Genomic DNA, 15,829 nt, shown 5'->3' on the forward strand with positions numbered 1-15,829 from the left:
GATAACATGTAATTAAGTTGTCATCAATTTTGAAATTCTCAAATGACATACGTTTGCATAGGTGTATTTTTAATATTTTAATAAATAATCCTATTTATTGTGAAAATATCATAAAAAGTAAAATATATTTTAAATATGTTTAACAATACGTTACTTTTGATGTGAAAATAAAAACAGCGTTATGAAAAAGATTTTTTACTTAGCCTTTTTAGTTCTGGCTTTGTCAACAAAAGGATTTGCTGATGATAAAAACGAAAGTAAGGAAGCAAACGTTTCTTATTTTGCAGAAAATAACTTCCTAAATAAATACCAGGCAGCTAAAGATGTAAAATGGACGGTTACAAATGACTTCCAGAAGGCAGTCTTTACATTAGACGGTCAAAAATTATCTGCATTTTTTGATACTAATGGTGAGTACATCGCCACTACACAATATGTAGCTGCTGATAAGATCCCTGCAGTTGGTCAACGTAGATTATCAAAGCTTTATAATGATTATAAGGTGAATGAAGTTGTTCGTTACGATTTTGATGGTGAAGCGGCTTCACCTCTACAAATGCTTACTGGCAAAAGATTTTATAATACTATCTATTTTGCCAATATTAAGAAAGACAATACAAACGTATTAGTTAAGATTACTCCAGATGGAGATGTTTCTTTCCTGAAGGATTTATAAAAAACTCTTAAACTTCTTTAGAAAACCGGCTAAGTCCGGTTTTTTTTGTTTCATTTTTTTAACAAACGGCAATCCTCTCTTTATTTAATTTATAATTGCATCAAAGTGTTTGTCATGAATATTGAAGCGTTATACATCCTCTATACGAATAACCGGACAGTTAGTACGGATACGAGAAATATTACACCAGGAAGTCTGTTTTTTTCACTTAAAGGGGAGAATTTTAATGGAAACGAGTATGCGGCCAAGGCATTAGAAGCGGGAGCATCCTATGCAGTGATTGATGATAGCCGGTATTATAAAAATAACCGGTACATATTAGTCCAGGACACCTTAAAAACTCTTCAAGAATTGGCCATGTATCACCGTGCTCAGCTTACTATTCCAATTATAGGTATCACCGGAACAAATGGGAAAACAACAACTAAAGAATTGCTGAATGCTGTGCTTTCCCAACACTATGTAACATATTGCACCACCGGTAATTTAAATAATCATATTGGTGTGCCTTTGACGCTGTTAGCTATACAGCCTGATGTTGAAATTGCCATTGTAGAAATGGGAGCCAATCATAAGAAGGAAATTGAGGGTTTGTGTGCTATTGCCCAACCTACACACGGTTTAATTACAAATGTAGGAAGAGCCCATTTAGAGGGATTTGGTGGATTTGAAGGTGTCAAAGAAGCAAAAGGGGAGTTATATGATTTTATTAAATCAAGTAAGGGGATAATTTTTGTAGACGGCGATAACTTACTTTTAAAGGAGATGTATCTTTCCCGGGGAATTGATCAGGCAGTAAGGTATGGGCAGGGCAAGGAAAATGAAGTTTCAGGTTCTATTCTATCAAATGACCCTTTACTCACTATAGAATGGTTATCCCATACAGAGAGACGTCAGCTAAAAACTAATCTAACAGGGAGTTATAACTTAGAGAATATTTTAGCGGCAGTTACTATTGGTCTTTATTTTAGTGTGCCAGCGGATGAAATTGATTTGGCTATATCCTCTTATACCCCAGGAAATAACCGTTCCCAAATTATTAAAACAGCTATAAATACACTGATCTGCGATTATTACAATGCTAATCCTAGCAGCATGAGGGTGGCAATAGATAATCTCAACCTTGTTCATGCCAGTAAAAAAGTGCTTATTTTAGGCGATATGTTTGAATTGGGCGCTAATTCTCTGGAAGAACATCAGCAAGTGGTAAATCATGCATTAAGTATACCCGTTGAACGACGGATATTCATCGGTAAGGAGTTTGACGCTTTGAAAACGGATATTCAGGCTGAGTTTTATTCAGATGTTGACAGTGCGATGAATGGCCTATCGGATAATCCTATCAAAGATGCCATGATACTTATCAAAGGATCCCGGGGAATGAAAATGGAAAAGTTGGTACCGATATTATAAATGGAGGCTGTATCTTAATTCAAGATTGAAATACAGCCTCTTATATTATTTCCCGAAAGGCATTTTAGGCATGCCTTTCATCATTTTAGTCATAGCCGCAGGATTACTAAACTGCTTCATGACTTTTCGCATGTCATCAAATTGTTTAATTAGCTTATTCACTTCCTGAAGGTTTGTTCCTGATCCTTTTGCAATACGACCACGGCGACTCTGATTTATAGAGTCAGGATTCTCGCGCTCATATGGGGTCATAGAATGAATAATGGCTTCTATAGGCTTAAATGCATTGTCATCAATGTCCATATCTTTAACCGCTTTACCAACCCCTGGAATCATTCCCATAAGGTCTTTCATGTTACCCATCTTTTTAATTTGCTGGATCTGTCCGATAAAGTCGTTAAAGTCAAATTTATTCTTGCGTATTTTTTTCTGTAATTCAGCTGACTCCTTTTCGTCAAACTGCATTTGGGCACGTTCTACCAGGGATACCACATCACCCATTCCGAGTATTCTGGATGCCATTCTTTCCGGATAAAACACATCCAGTGCTTCCATTTTTTCGCCAGTACCAATAAACTTAATCGGTTTATTGACAACAGACTTAATAGAAAGGGCGGCTCCACCTCTTGTATCACCATCAAGCTTGGTTAAAACAACACCAGTAAAGTCCAGACGGTCATTAAATGCTTTAGCGGTATTCACAGCATCCTGTCCGGTCATTGCATCTACAACAAAGAGAATCTCATGAGGTTTGGTACTACTCTTAACAGCAGCAATTTCATTCATCATGGCCTCATCAATAGCAAGACGACCAGCAGTATCCAGAATGACAACGGTATTCCCATTTCGCTTAGCTTCGGCTATACCTTCAAGAGCAATTGCAACAGGATCTTTTGATTCAAGATTAGCATAAACAGGGATTCCGATTTGTTCTCCAAGAACCTGAAGCTGGGTAATAGCTGCAGGACGGTAAACGTCTCCAGCCACTAACAAAGGTTTTTTCCCTTTTTGTGTCTTCAGATAGTTAGCCAGCTTACCTGAAAATGTAGTTTTACCAGCACCATTTAATCCTGCAATAAGTATGATTGTAGGATTGGCGGTTAAATTCAATTCAGTTGCAGTGCCACCCATTAGTCCGGCAAGCTCATCATTCATGATCTTGGTAAGAAGCTGTCCGGGAGACACAGCCGTTAAAACATTTTCACCTAAGGCTTTTGCTTTAACGTCATCTGTAAAAGTTTTGGCTGTTTTATAGTTTACGTCGGCATCAAGAAGGGCTTTTCGAATCTCCTTCATGGTTTCCGCCACGTTAATTTCCGTAATCGAACCTTGACCTTTAAGTACTTTAAAGGCTCTGTCTAGTTTATCCTGTAAATTTTCAAACATATTAATAATCCGCTTTTAAACAGCTGTTGCAAAGTTAAGTAATATTTTTAAATGAACGTTGGGTGGCGTTAGTATGGAAATTTATAAAGGATTCCTAATGAGATCGTCTGACTTGCCTGAATTTTATTACTGGCATCATCGTCATAAAGGACTACTGCAGCTACAGTCACATTAATGAATCTATTTACTTTCGCAATCATGGTAAGGTCGAGACGTTGGTCAATATTTCCAAGCTTTTCGTAATTGGCAAACATGGTATACACACTTTTAACTACTAAATTAGGCATCACTTCTTTTTCAAAGTTACTCACCAGCTGAAAGGCGAGCTCATTTCGGATGACTTTACCAGTATCCACACCATAATTTTTAGAACTATTTTTATAAATATTCTTATCCAAAACAAAGGTTTGACGGGCTGTTCCAGTACCGATACGTAAGGAATAAAAGCGACTTGGTCTAAACTCCAGACCTAACGATTCCGTTAAATAACCTGGCGACATAAAACGGGAAATAGTTGTAGCCTTTTCTCTCTTGACATCATCTTCAGTTATAGTTGAGTAGGCAAATCCTCTGTCAAATTGAGATTCAAAGTTGATAGACCCAAAGAAATTCCAGCTTTTAGATAATTTTAAGGCCACTTTATTATCCCAATACAAGCGGTCATTTGTTTTTCGCTGCAACTGACCTTTATTTTTTATCTTACCATATTGCAAAATAACTTCCGAAACATAACTTTTATCGCCTTTAGTATAGTCTGTTTTATAATTGAAAGACGTTCCTACAGCGAGCGAAGTAATACCCCCACCACTCCAATTATCACTAAAAGAAGCCTGATTCATATTAATTCCAAAAGATACCCAATTCCGCCAGTAATTTACTTTCAGGTTAAGTTCCGATTCGGGAATTTGTATTGGTTGAAGCTGCAGAAACGGTCGTCTAACAGAAAGACTTTTTTTTTGAGGATATTGTCTTAATTCGCTTAACTCAGTTGTGTCCGATTTGATATCCTGTGAAAATGCATTTAAAGAACAGGCCAAGCACAGCAAAAATAATAGTCTTGTCACCATATTAGGACAATATTAAAGAAAAAAAGAGACAGCAAAGCCATTATTTAAAAATACTACCATTAGAAAAACTTAAACCAAGAAAAGATTTTACGCTTTTCGAGATAGGAAATATCATGATCCATTGAAAATGCCTCCTTTTCAAATACGATATTTGCATAAGCTTTGTGGTGATTTCTATAGCGCAAAAGGTTCAGTAAATAGTGTATAACATAAAATAAATAGAAAAACAGGACCAGCAATTCAATCTGTTGATAGATGTGGATCCTTTCATGGTTGATTAAATACGGATCCTTTTTGTAGGAAGCATGCTTGACAAGTATAAAGGGGAATAAAGCCATTCCTGCAGCCGGCAAAAAAGATATTTTTCGTATAGGAAACTGCATTTATTTATACTCGGGAATAAGCGGCGGCAGCCGGTTGAGTGTAGGATTGGATTGATATCGCCTAAATGATTCTTTAATAAAGCTAATTAATTGATATTCATCTGCTCGCAGAATGAAGTTGTAGGAAGGACGATACTGCTGCATAAAATCAAGCAGTTTATCCTCTGTTAATCCGGTCACTCTATTTACTATCGCAGAAGTATACCTGTAATTGATGATATTTTCCTTGTAATCCCGCTCTATGATTTCCTGAAGATAACGGGCGTTTTTCCCTTCTCTGCTTAACAGACTAAAAATGGCATCTATGCCAAGTCCTGCACCTCCAGGCCTGTTTTCTGATCCCATCTGTAGAATATCTTGTGGATCACCTTTAAAATAAATATCCTTGTACTCATTTTTAGTGCGATTTAAACGCTTGTCCGGATTGAGTAAAGTGTCATTTATCGTGACTTCCTGAAGCTGAATGCTGTTTCGTTTTAAATAAAACAGCACTGTATTGGCCTTTGGAATAACCAGTGTATCAACGCTATAACCATGAACAGCTGCGACAAGCGTGTCTCCTAACAGGGCCTTAGTGGTAAATTCCCCTTTCGTGTTATTGTAAAACCCAGTATGGGTACGCATATTATACAGATATACACGAGTAATCCTGAGCTTAGAATCTCTGTCAAATATGATTCCTTGTACTGTTTTTTCTTGCGCAAAAACAGTACAACTTACCTGAAGTAATAAAAGCGAGATTATTAAATTTTTCAACAATGGTAAATCTACCCAGAATGATATAAAAGGCGCTAAGTTTAACAACTCTTAACCTATTTTGAAACAACTAAGAGCTGTCCAGGTTTTAGGTCATTTCCCCCCATAGAATTAAGTAATTTAATCTCATCTACCGATAAACCTACTTTCCTGCTTATTGCAAATAAAGTGTCACCTGGAACAACCTCATAAATTTTCAATGCAACAGCTGGTTTAATTATTTCAGCAGGGGTCTCTGCAGGTTTCTCAGCAATCTGAGCCAACACTTTGTCCTCTCGTTGAACTTTATTATAAATAGACTCGCCCCTATCGTAGCGGTCAAGGCCATACCTTTCTATCAGGCCAATTAATAATTCCGGGTACTTGGGATTAGTCGCATATCCAGCCTTTTTGAGTCCCTTTGCCCAGCCTTTGTAATCATCCCTTTGTAAATCGTACAAAAAGGAATAATGACTGCGCTTCAAAAACTCACTGTGGTCTTTATACGATTCCTCTGCCGAATTATAATAGCGGAAGCACTCACCTGCAGTATCATCATCTTTTAAAATCGTCTTACCTGTCCAGCCGGCATGGCATTTAATCCCAAAATGATTATTTGCTTCGCGTGCTAAGGGACTATTTCCACTTGCAGATTCCAGCATACCTTGAGCAAGTGTGATACTCGCCGGGATACCATTTTTAACCATCTCTTCGATAGCTATATCCTTAAAACGTTCGACATAACCGTTGGTAGAATACACTTTAACAATCTTGTCTTCAACAAGGACACCGTCATGTTTGGGAAACTTTATTCTATCAGGCTTGTTGGTTATTATTTTTTCAGGCTTTTTATAGGTATGATGAGTTCCAACAAGTTGTTTTTTGCTGCTACAAGAGGCCAGCATTGTGGCTATCAATGCAATCAGAAGATATTTTTTCATTCAGAATATTACAAATGTAAGCTCTGGCCAATATTAAGCATACTGCTTGTTAAGCCATTTTTGTTTTTTATTTCTTTAACAGTAGTTCTGAAACGCTCGGCGATCCTTATTAGTGTATCCCCTCTCTTTACATTATAAGTATTGATCTCTTCTGATGTGGCAGGCGCTGAAACATTGCTTTGCAAGATACTCGAAGAAGGGGTATCCAGCTCGTTAAGTTTATATTTTCTAATAATGGCAGTTACCTGGCTTGCCCAGGTACGACTGTGCGCATATCCGCCACGTTGAATGCCCATTGCCCAACCTCTGTAATCGTCAGATGCATAACGGGTAAATAAGCCTGTAAATTGATTCTTTAAAAACGATACGAAGTCAACGTAACAGTCGTTCACGTTGTCATACCCTTTATATGCAGATTTTATTGGTTTAGGTCCACTTTTTCCTTTTAGTCCAAAATGGTTATTGAGGTATTTTGCTATTCTGCTGGTTCCACTTGCCGATTCATGAATAGCGATGCCAAGGATAATACTAGCTGGAATACCATGTTGGTTCATTGTAGTAACAGCTACTTTTTTATACGATTCAATGTAGTTTTCTGCTGGAGTTTGAGCTACGGCTGTCCCTGAAATGAAAACTATAAGGCTGGCATATACTATTTTTTTAAGCATAGATTACTTTTTACGGATTATTAATAAACCATCGCGCACGGGAAGAATTAATTTTTCAACGCGATGATCGTTAGTTACTTTATTATTAAATGTACTGATATTTTGAGTGTCTTTGTCTTTTGCTCCCATGGCTATCTTACCATGCCACAACACATTATCGACAATAATAAGGCCTCCCTTGTTCACCTTATCAAACACCATATCGTAATAAACGCCATTATTCTTCTTGTCAGCGTCAATAAAAACCAAATCAAAAGATTCATTTAAGGTTGGAATTACCTCAACCGCTTGCCCTATATGGTAAACGATTTTGTTACCTAATTGTGAACTTTTGAAATACTCCCTTACACGTTCTTCAAGTTCTTCATTCACATCAATCGTGTGCAATAACCCATCTTCTGTAAGTCCTTCAGCCAGACATAATGTTGCATAACCCGTATAAGTTCCAATTTCAAGAACTCGATTCGGATAATGCATTTTACTCAGAAAACTTAGCACACGACCCTGATAATGCCCTGAAAGCATCCGGGCCATTGGCACCTTTAAGTGTGTTTCGCGACTTATATATCTGAGCAACTCTGACTCTTCTTCGCAGTGTTGTTCCAGATAGATCTGCACGTCATCAGTTAGCAGTTCCATGGCTGCAAATATAGACAATTATCTTTTTATGGAAATTATTTCCGGATAAGCCCAAGATTATCAGGCAAATGATATATGTAATACGGCTTTCCTATCTATAGGGCCGCTTTTTGCGGACCATATAATTTCCTATTAAATCAAGGAATTCTTCACCGTAACGATCAAACTTATGCTCTCCAACGCCAGTTATCGACAACATTTCACTTGTCGTGAGTGGTTTTTTATTCGCCATTTCATACAGTGTTGCGTCACTGAAAATGATATATGCAGGAACCTTTTCTTCCAATGAAAACTTACGTCTTACCTTTTTCAATTGTTCAAATAATTCATCTTCATAATTCACCGGTTTAGCCTGACTAGTAAAATTAGATTTTGCAGGTTTAATTAAAGGTGGAAGTACAATCAGCTCTGCTTTTTTCTTGCCGAATAAGATCTCTTTGCCGTAAGCAGTACTTTTAAGAGCGAAGTTTTCGTCGTAAGCCATCTCTATAATGCCCAGATTAAGCATTTGCATCAAATAGCGTTGCCAGTCTGAAGTACACAAATCCGATCCAATACCATGCGTTTTCAATTTATCATAGCCGGCCTCTCTTAAGTCAGTCCTCAGGGAGCCCCTTAATACATCTATAACCATAGTTGCTCCTTCTTTCTCTCTCATTCTAGCCATTGCTGAGAGTGCTTTTTGAATGAGGAGCGTGCCGTCGAAGTGTTTCCTGGGATGGCGGCACACGTCGCAGTTGCCACAGTTCTTTTCCAGCGTCTCAGAAAAGTAACTGAGCAATATCTTTCTCCTGCAAATATCTGCTTCAGCGTAGTGTTGAATCCGCTTCAGCTTTTCCAGGTTAATGTCAGCCTGTCCACTTTGAGCTGCAAACCTATTCAGCATCGTGAGGTCCGAGTAATTATAATAAAGGATAGTTGCTGCCGGAAGCCCATCTCTGCCTGCACGGCCAATCTCCTGGTAGTAGCTCTCCATACTTTTGGGTAGATTATAATGAATCACCCAGCGGACATTCGATTTGTCTATCCCCATTCCAAAAGCGATAGTAGCACAAACTACCAGTAAATCATCGTTTATGAAGTTCTCTTGAACGCGCTCCCTTTCCCTTGCATTCATCCCCGCGTGGTAGTATCCGGCATTGATACCCTTTATTTTAAGTTCATAAGCCACTTCCTCGCAGGTAGTCCTGCTTAAACAATAAATGATTCCACATAGATTGTTGTTCTGCTTAATGAAAGAGGATATTTCTTCGAGTTTTTGTTTCGTTTTAACGCCTATTCGTACATCCAGACTCAAATTCTTCCTGTCAAAAGAAGAAACAAAGATCTTCGGATCCTTTAAATGAAGCTGCTTGATAATATCCCTTCTGGTTACTTTATCTGCGGTTGCCGTGAGCGCAATAAAAGGAAGATGACTGAATCGTTGCCTCAATAAGCCGATATGCCTGTATTCAGGTCTGAAATCATGTCCCCATGCGGAGATACAATGCGCCTCATCAATGACAAACATCGATGGGTTAGTCATGGATGTAATAGACGAAATATCAGAGATAAGCCGTTCAGGCGATACATATAATAGCGCAATCTCCTTCTTGTAACAGGATTCGAGAATTTTTTGCTGTTCCTCAAAGGTTTGTGTGCTATTTAAAAATGCAGCCGCTATACCATTTACCTTTAATGCATCTACCTGATCTTTCATGAGCGAAATCAAAGGGGAGATTACGATACAAACTCCATCCCTCAGTAATGCCGGAATTTGAAAGCATACTGATTTCCCCCCACCTGTTGGCATTAATACCAATACATCGTTTCCGGACAGGACTTCATGGATGATATCTTCCTGCTGTGGGCGGAAATCATCGTATCCGAAATACTTTTGTAAAATTTCCTGAGCAGATAAGGACATGGATAAAATTAAGAATAATACGAATCAATGCACAATTTGAAGTATGTTTAAACTTTATGAGCCTAAATACTGTTCGTACTTAAAAAGATAAACTTAATGGGAATTATAATTGAAATATTACTTACCGGTATAGCCGTTTCTGTAGCCGCCTTTCTTGTTCCGGGAGTGCATGTTGATGGTTTTATAAGTGCCATCATCGCCGGTATTCTAATTGCTTTAGCCAATGCCACAATTGGTACGCTACTTCGGCTTTTTACGTTTCCTATCAATATTTTAACTCTTGGTTTGATGTCTTTCATCATCACCGTGTTAATGGTTTTATTGGTTGATCATTTTATGAAAGGCTTTAACACAACAGGCTTTTTAGCCGCATTAATCTTTGCTTTAGTGCTTTCTATTATTAAAATGGTCTTCGGGTCGTTAAACAGAGGTTAAAAAAGCTATCCTGATATGGCTTGAATCACACTGGGAGACTGGTCTTGTGCTGCTTTCTTAAACACTTCAGCATTGTTTTTGGACTTATAAATACTCTTTAAGGCATTTATTGCTGTCGACCGAACATACGACCTGACATCTTTTAATGCCAGGTCCTTTACTTTATTATAAGCAGTAGCCTGTGCTTCAGAAGGAAGCAAACTCAAACTCCGGACTGCCATTCTTCTTATAGCCCATTGTTTGTCATTTAGGGCCTTAATTACAGTGCTAATCGAAAGAGTTTGCAAAGGCTGTTTAACCAAGCCCTGCAGGGCTTCCATCCGGTCAGCAAATAAGGGAGCATTCGCATATTGAAATGCATACTGTTTGATACTTTTATTCTCCTTTTTACTGCAAAGAATATATTTTTCTGCGTCTACGTTAATCAAATCGGGCTCAGTCTCCTGGTCAAACGTTAATGTTTGATCCGCTTTATCGATAATCACCTCTTCTCTCCGAACTTTTCCGTTACTATAAATATCAATTGCTAATGGTAACCGATACAAAGGAGCGGTGTTTAATGATTGCGTCTGAATGATACTTACAATCGACTTTTTAGTCAGAGCATCATATTTACTGTTTATAGTAAGCTCAGGGTTACCAGAGTTTAGAAACCACTGATTAAAAAACCAGTTCAGATCCTTTCCTGTAACCTCTTCAAAAGCCAAACGGAGATCATGAATTTCTGCATTCTGATAAGCGTGCTTTTTTAAATACAAATTCAAGCTTTCAAAAAAAGCATCATCACCAACTGTTTTCCTTAACATATGAAGAATCCGTCCGCCTTTTTGATAGCTTACCACATCAAACATCTGCTCGCGGTCCGAATAATTAAACCGGATTACATCTTTTTCTTTCGCCCTTGTATCGTTTAAATAGGAATTCGCATCCCCCCATCCTTTATAATCAGCCTCGTCCAAGCCGTATTTATGTTCCTCCCAGAGGTATTCCCCATAAGTAGCAAATGATTCATTTAAGGGTAAATTTGACCATGATTTCGCTGTAACAAAATCACCAAACCAATGATGGAAAAGCTCATGGGCAATAATATCTTCATGGTCTTCATCCAGATGATACCCCGCGGTCATATTCATCCCTTCAAAAAAGGTCGTCGCCGTTGTGTTTTCCATGGCTCCTCCCTGAAAATCACGCACCACAATCTGAGCGTATTTATCCCAGGGAAATTCTACCCCCAGCTTTTTAGAAAAGAACCCGATCATTTCGGGTGTTTTTCCAAAAATAAGTTTTGCATTATCTGCAAATTCAGGCTCCATGTAATAACTGACCTCTTTGTCATTCCAAGAATCTTTTACTATTTTAAAATCGCCGCCAGCAAGCATGGTCAGGTAGGTAGAATGCGCTTGTTCTTGTCGCCAGTTGTCTGTATGAGTTCCATCTCCATTGTCCGTAGAGAAATCCAACAGGCCATTGGACAGAGAAACCATATCCTTTGGTAAGGTGATACTGATTTCCTGAGTCATCTTCTCCTGCGGATCATCAATTGTAGGGAACCAACCTGAGTTACTTTGAGTTTCACCCTGTGTCCAAAACTCCCTGGGTTTCTTAGCAATTTTGCCATCGCGATTAATAAAATAAAACCCTCTGTCCGCTGACGAACCAATATCCTTACCTACTATTAACCTTTCGGGCATTGCCACATAGTCGATCATGATTTTGAATTCCTCATCATGCGTATAGGTTTTATTCAGATCAACTGTTAGTAATTTGCCGTCGTATGTATATTTTAATGGTTTTTGATCATAGTTATCCAGAAGAAATACCTGATTGATTTTAAACCCTTTTGCATTCAATATAATCTGAGCGGATGGATAGATATAGGGTCTGGCTTCTATCGTGGCCTTCCCGATTACAAAAGCACTGTCCCAATCTAATTTGATGTCAAGCCCCGTATGGATAATATCTGTAACCTGCGTATAAGCGGGTTGGTAAATATGAGCACCCGGTCTGGTTTCATATACCGACAAAGGATCCATTACCACCTTTTTAGTGCTGGAACAGGTAATCAGAAAAAGCCCTGCCACAAAAAGGCCGAGCAGTTTATAAGGGTCTTTCATAATTACTTTACAGTAAGTAAATGATTTACAAGCGTTTCGAACTCTTTAATAAAGTCGGTGTAATACTTACCTGTACCCGGACCACTGAATCCGGTATGGATTTTATTTACATTTCCTTTTTTATCAATGATGATAGTGGTAGGGAATGCATTAAAATCCTGAAGAGCTGGTATGCCTTTTAGAACATCTTTATTTGTATATCCGGTTACTAAAAGTGGATAAGTGATATCAAACCGCTTCCGGAGTTGCTCCATACTCTTTTTCGACTTCATAGGATCACTTGTGCGCTCAAATGCCAGACCTATTACTTCCACTCCCTTGTCCTTATACTGTTTGTAAAAATCGGTCATAAAAGCCGTTTCATCCATACAATTCGGACACCAGGTTCCTAGAAACTGGATAATAACAACCTTGTTTTTATATACAGGATCAGTCAGAGATACCATTTTTCCATCTAAATTCGGGAAGCTGAAAGCCAGTGTAGAATAGCCGGGTTTAAGCGTAGTTAAGGAATAAGCATCAGGAAGTATGGCTTTATCATCTTTCGCTGCCGACCAGTTTTTAACCGATGAAATCCCTGAATACAATTTGCCATCCAAAATATTTTTACCATCAACTGTACCTGTGAAAAGCATACAATTTGATCCATCAAAGGCAGAGAGAAAAAGCTTGCCTTGCGAAATAGATCCTTCAAGAAAACGGTAATCACCAGTAGTGGTAAGAAATGTACCAGTCACTCTAGACTTATGCTGTGTAAATTCACCTACAGCTAAGGTAGTGTCTTTGCCATCTATGCTGGTAAAATTACTAGACCATCTTCCCGTTATCTGTTCAGGCGTTTCTGGATCCTCTTCAAAGAAGCGATAACTTACGTCTCTTTCCGCATTGAATTCCATACTTACATCCTTATCTGCTAAATGCCTGACCCAATTTCCAGTCAGACCATCTGATGTAAAAGCTGCTCTGAATTCAGAGTCAAACAAAGGAAGTTTAATGATAGCCGAATCGGCAGTTATCGTAATATCGTCGACCTTTAACCGATCATTTGCATTTAATATATAAATGACTTTCTTCCCTGCAGAATCTAATACCTCGAAATTGAAAGGAACCTCTGTACCTGCTCCATTTTTAATTGTTGCCCTCCAGGTACCTTTAGATAGACCGTTTTCTGATTTTCCACATGCTGAAAGAAGGACAGTTGATATAATTATAAAAGTATAAAACAGGCGAAAAGTCTTTGAAGGCATAATAAAGTTGTTAAAAATGAAATATATTAGTTCTATTGCTCACGTATTTTACGCTCAATTGAAGAAGTGGAATATCCATCTAAAAAGGGAATGGTTTTCACTTCACCACCATTAGCCAATACAATATCTGCTCCTACTATCTGGTCTACTGTATAATCTGCTCCTTTAACCAAAATATCAGGCATAATTGCTGTAATCAGGTCTGCAGGAGTGGACTCATCGAACAATACAACTGCATCAACAAAAAATAAGGAGGCAAGGAGTGCTGCTCTTGATTTTTGGTCCATAATAGGTCTTGATGGACCCTTGATCCTGGACACAGAGCTATCTGTATTCAATCCGATAACTAGTTTATTACCTAATGCTGCTGCTTTAGCCAGATAATCAATATGTCCCAAATGTAATAAGTCAAAACATCCGTTGGTGAAAACGATTTTTTTATCAAGAAATTTCCACACATTAATCAATGGACTAATTTGTTGTAAACTAAGTATCTTTTTGTCGATGATTTCTAACTGATCCATAAGCTATTCAACAGTATCCTGATATTTATTTAATAAGTCGGTTGTTGTCATCCGGGAAAACCAGGATAGGCTGATACTTTCTGCCCTCTTCCATTGTCAGCGAACCAAAAGACATCACAATGATGATATCGCCAACCTGAGCAAGGCGTGCACATGAACCATTCAAACAAACTATGCCGGAGCCACGCTCCCCTTTAATTACGTACGTTTCAAAACGGGCTCCATTGTTATTGTTAACAATTTGAACCTTTTCATTTGGAATAATATTCGCTGCATCAATTAAGTCTTCATCAATTGTGATACTTCCCACGTAATTTAATTCTGCCTGGGTAACTTTTACCCGGTGTATCTTTGACTTCAAAACCTGAATAATCATGATGCAAAATTAGCAAAAGGTATTGAAAGTCTACTAGTTGAAATCCCCTCTCCTGTTAATTAAAAATCATATTATCAATCAACCGAGTTTTCCCAATAGTGGCCGCTAATAAGGCCACGATGCCTTTACTGTCATTATTTAGGGTTGTTAAGGTATCTTTATCTAATAGTTCGAAATAATCCAGTTTAATTTCAGCATCAGATTCCAGGATGTTCAGGGCAATGGATTTTAATTCTTCGGGAGTATGATTTGCTGAAACGTCTCTTATTGTAAGGAGTGCTCTGCTGAGTAAGAGTGCCTTACTTTTTTCAATATCCGATAAATGTATATTCCTGGAGCTTAACGCCAAGCCTTCGTCATTCCTTTTGATAGGGCACATCACTAACTCAACAGGAAGGTTTAGAATGTCGACCATTTTGCGAATAATAAGCACTTGCTGATAATCCTTTTGGCCGAAAAATGCTTTTGTAGGGTTTACAATTTGAAATAATTTAAAAACCACTTGTGTGACGCCCTGATAATGTCCGGGACGGAATTTACCTTCCAGAATATTTTCCAGATAGCCTAAGTCTAAATGCCAGGTTTCGTTCTCTTCGTACATTTCAGTTACTTCGGGAAGAAATAAGTAATCGCAAGCTGCCTCTGTGAGTTTTTCAATGTCCGCAGAAACTGTACGAGGATATTTTTCCAGATCTTTTTGATCTGTAAATTGAGTTGGATTAATAAAAATGCTGCAAACTACGACATCTGTCTGCTGTTTGGCCGTTTTGATTAAAGATAGATGACCAGAATGAAGAGCGCCCATTGTAGGAACTAAACCTATGTTTTTATTTTCCTTTTTTAACTCCGTTAGCAAATGAGATAACTCTGCTTTTGATGTAAAGATTTTCAATTGTAATAATATTTAATGACAATTATGCTGAACGATAAGAGATGTTAAATAGTTGTAACACTTTATCTTCTACAAAAGTCAAGCGTTTTAATTTAGATCCATTTAAATGAATTAAAACCTGCTTTTATAGGTTCAGCGAAGCTATAAGAAAAATGAATAGCTAGCAATGATTATCATCACAAAAAGCCTTGAGTTTTAAATTACATGGTCATGATCCATTGTTCGGTTAATTCAATTCAAATAGGAATTTCATATTGTATGTATAATTAATAGTGTTTTAAGTTTCAAATGATCCCCAATTTGCTTTATTTAAGAGCGGAGAAGGTGCGGAGAAGGTGCGGAGAAGGTGCGGAGAAGGTGGGTATATTGTGCGGGTTTTTTAATAACCAAAACAGATTGTCTCGTCCTAATATAGCTATACACTTAT

15 protein-coding genes are annotated in these 15,829 nt (G+C 37.9%); 3 read left to right on the forward strand and 12 right to left on the reverse strand.

Features of this window, described 5'->3' with window-relative positions:
• The first annotated feature begins 181 nt into the window (after window positions 1–181).
• Both BFL47_RS16215 and BFL47_RS16220 read left to right on the forward strand, forming a co-directional pair.
• Window positions 182–676, forward strand: coding sequence for a hypothetical protein (locus tag BFL47_RS16215; protein ID WP_069660842.1), 495 nt, complete (start codon window positions 182–184; stop codon window positions 674–676).
• Window positions 677–790: 114 nt separating this feature from the next.
• Entirely contained in the window at window positions 791–2,089 is a 1,299-nt protein-coding gene (locus BFL47_RS16220; protein ID WP_069660843.1) for a UDP-N-acetylmuramoyl-tripeptide--D-alanyl-D-alanine ligase, read from the forward strand.
• A gap of 45 nt (window positions 2,090–2,134) precedes the next feature.
• Here BFL47_RS16220 and ffh read toward each other — a convergent pair whose 3' ends face one another.
• The 7 genes from ffh to recQ form a co-directional block, all read right to left on the reverse strand.
• Window positions 2,135–3,475 carry a signal recognition particle protein gene (ffh, locus tag BFL47_RS16225; RefSeq protein WP_069660844.1) on the reverse strand — a complete coding sequence of 447 codons (1,341 nt, stop codon included), beginning with the start codon at window positions 3,473–3,475 and terminating at the stop codon, window positions 2,135–2,137.
• 68 nt (window positions 3,476–3,543) lie between these two features.
• The gene (locus BFL47_RS16230; protein ID WP_069660845.1) at window positions 3,544–4,542 is read right to left on the reverse strand and encodes a DUF3078 domain-containing protein; all 999 of its coding nucleotides are present in this window, start codon (window positions 4,540–4,542) and stop codon (window positions 3,544–3,546) included.
• 383 nt (window positions 4,543–4,925) lie between these two features.
• Window positions 4,926–5,549, reverse strand: a complete 624-nt coding sequence (locus tag BFL47_RS16240; RefSeq protein WP_170827340.1) for a hypothetical protein — start codon at window positions 5,547–5,549, stop codon at window positions 4,926–4,928.
• 188 nt (window positions 5,550–5,737) lie between these two features.
• The gene (locus BFL47_RS16245; RefSeq protein WP_069660848.1) at window positions 5,738–6,601 is read right to left on the reverse strand and encodes a glucosaminidase domain-containing protein; all 864 of its coding nucleotides are present in this window, start codon (window positions 6,599–6,601) and stop codon (window positions 5,738–5,740) included.
• An 8-nt stretch (window positions 6,602–6,609) separates the two neighbouring features.
• Complete coding sequence (locus BFL47_RS16250; protein ID WP_069660849.1) at window positions 6,610–7,269, reverse strand: glucosaminidase domain and LysM peptidoglycan-binding domain-containing protein; 660 nt, start codon at window positions 7,267–7,269, stop codon at window positions 6,610–6,612.
• 3 nt (window positions 7,270–7,272) lie between these two features.
• Window positions 7,273–7,908, reverse strand: coding sequence for an O-methyltransferase (locus BFL47_RS16255; RefSeq protein ID WP_069660850.1), 636 nt, complete (start codon window positions 7,906–7,908; stop codon window positions 7,273–7,275).
• A 91-nt stretch (window positions 7,909–7,999) separates the two neighbouring features.
• Window positions 8,000–9,814, reverse strand: a complete 1,815-nt coding sequence (gene recQ / locus BFL47_RS16260; protein WP_069660851.1) for a DNA helicase RecQ — start codon at window positions 9,812–9,814, stop codon at window positions 8,000–8,002.
• A gap of 96 nt (window positions 9,815–9,910) precedes the next feature.
• On the opposite strand from recQ, the gene BFL47_RS16265 reads away from it, so the two are divergent.
• On the forward strand, window positions 9,911–10,249 hold the full coding sequence (locus tag BFL47_RS16265; RefSeq protein WP_069660852.1) for a phage holin family protein: 339 nt from the start codon (window positions 9,911–9,913) through the stop codon (window positions 10,247–10,249).
• Between the two features lie 5 nt (window positions 10,250–10,254).
• Here the strand turns inward: BFL47_RS16265 and BFL47_RS16270 are convergent, their stop codons facing one another.
• The 5 genes from BFL47_RS16270 to panC are packed head-to-tail and all read right to left on the reverse strand — an operon-like array spanning window position 10,255 to window position 15,402.
• Window positions 10,255–12,363: a M1 family aminopeptidase gene (locus BFL47_RS16270; protein WP_069660853.1), complete on the reverse strand. Its 2,109-nt coding sequence runs from the start codon at window positions 12,361–12,363 to the stop codon at window positions 10,255–10,257.
• A 2-nt stretch (window positions 12,364–12,365) separates the two neighbouring features.
• Window positions 12,366–13,610 (reverse strand): peroxiredoxin family protein, encoded by a 1,245-nt coding sequence (locus BFL47_RS16275; protein ID WP_069660854.1) that lies wholly within the window; start codon window positions 13,608–13,610, stop codon window positions 12,366–12,368.
• A gap of 32 nt (window positions 13,611–13,642) precedes the next feature.
• Window positions 13,643–14,134, reverse strand: coding sequence for a D-glycero-beta-D-manno-heptose 1-phosphate adenylyltransferase (gene rfaE2 / locus BFL47_RS16280; protein ID WP_069660855.1), 492 nt, complete (start codon window positions 14,132–14,134; stop codon window positions 13,643–13,645).
• 25 nt (window positions 14,135–14,159) lie between these two features.
• Complete coding sequence (gene panD, locus BFL47_RS16285) at window positions 14,160–14,510, reverse strand: aspartate 1-decarboxylase (RefSeq protein ID WP_069660856.1); 351 nt, start codon at window positions 14,508–14,510, stop codon at window positions 14,160–14,162.
• Window positions 14,511–14,565: 55 nt separating this feature from the next.
• Entirely contained in the window at window positions 14,566–15,402 is an 837-nt protein-coding gene (gene panC / locus BFL47_RS16290) for a pantoate--beta-alanine ligase (RefSeq protein WP_069660857.1), read from the reverse strand.
• Between the last annotated feature and the right edge of the window lie 427 nt (window positions 15,403–15,829).

The organism is Arcticibacter eurypsychrophilus, assembly GCF_001730525.1.
Lineage (GTDB): Bacteria > Bacteroidota > Bacteroidia > Sphingobacteriales > Sphingobacteriaceae > Arcticibacter > Arcticibacter eurypsychrophilus.

Excerpts from the sequence above, each read along its gene's own strand:
- BFL47_RS16240 (WP_170827340.1), bottom strand. The coding sequence starts at position 5,549 with ATGCGTACCCATACTGGGTTTTACAATAACACGAAAGGGGAATTTACC.
- ffh (WP_069660844.1), bottom strand. The coding sequence starts at position 3,475 with ATGTTTGAAAATTTACAGGATAAACTAGACAGAGCCTTTAAAGTACTT.
- BFL47_RS16275 (WP_069660854.1), bottom strand. The coding sequence starts at position 13,610 with ATGCCTTCAAAGACTTTTCGCCTGTTTTATACTTTTATAATTATATCA.
- panD (WP_069660856.1), bottom strand. The coding sequence starts at position 14,510 with ATGATTATTCAGGTTTTGAAGTCAAAGATACACCGGGTAAAAGTTACC.
- BFL47_RS16215 (WP_069660842.1), top strand. The coding sequence starts at position 182 with ATGAAAAAGATTTTTTACTTAGCCTTTTTAGTTCTGGCTTTGTCAACA.
- BFL47_RS16255 (WP_069660850.1), bottom strand. The coding sequence starts at position 7,908 with ATGGAACTGCTAACTGATGACGTGCAGATCTATCTGGAACAACACTGC.
- BFL47_RS16245 (WP_069660848.1), bottom strand. The coding sequence starts at position 6,601 with ATGAAAAAATATCTTCTGATTGCATTGATAGCCACAATGCTGGCCTCT.
- BFL47_RS16270 (WP_069660853.1), bottom strand. The coding sequence starts at position 12,363 with ATGAAAGACCCTTATAAACTGCTCGGCCTTTTTGTGGCAGGGCTTTTT.
- BFL47_RS16230 (WP_069660845.1), bottom strand. The coding sequence starts at position 4,542 with ATGGTGACAAGACTATTATTTTTGCTGTGCTTGGCCTGTTCTTTAAAT.
- BFL47_RS16220 (WP_069660843.1), top strand. The coding sequence starts at position 791 with ATGAATATTGAAGCGTTATACATCCTCTATACGAATAACCGGACAGTT.
- rfaE2 (WP_069660855.1), bottom strand. The coding sequence starts at position 14,134 with ATGGATCAGTTAGAAATCATCGACAAAAAGATACTTAGTTTACAACAA.
- recQ (WP_069660851.1), bottom strand. The coding sequence starts at position 9,814 with ATGTCCTTATCTGCTCAGGAAATTTTACAAAAGTATTTCGGATACGAT.
- BFL47_RS16250 (WP_069660849.1), bottom strand. The coding sequence starts at position 7,269 with ATGCTTAAAAAAATAGTATATGCCAGCCTTATAGTTTTCATTTCAGGG.
- BFL47_RS16265 (WP_069660852.1), top strand. The coding sequence starts at position 9,911 with ATGGGAATTATAATTGAAATATTACTTACCGGTATAGCCGTTTCTGTA.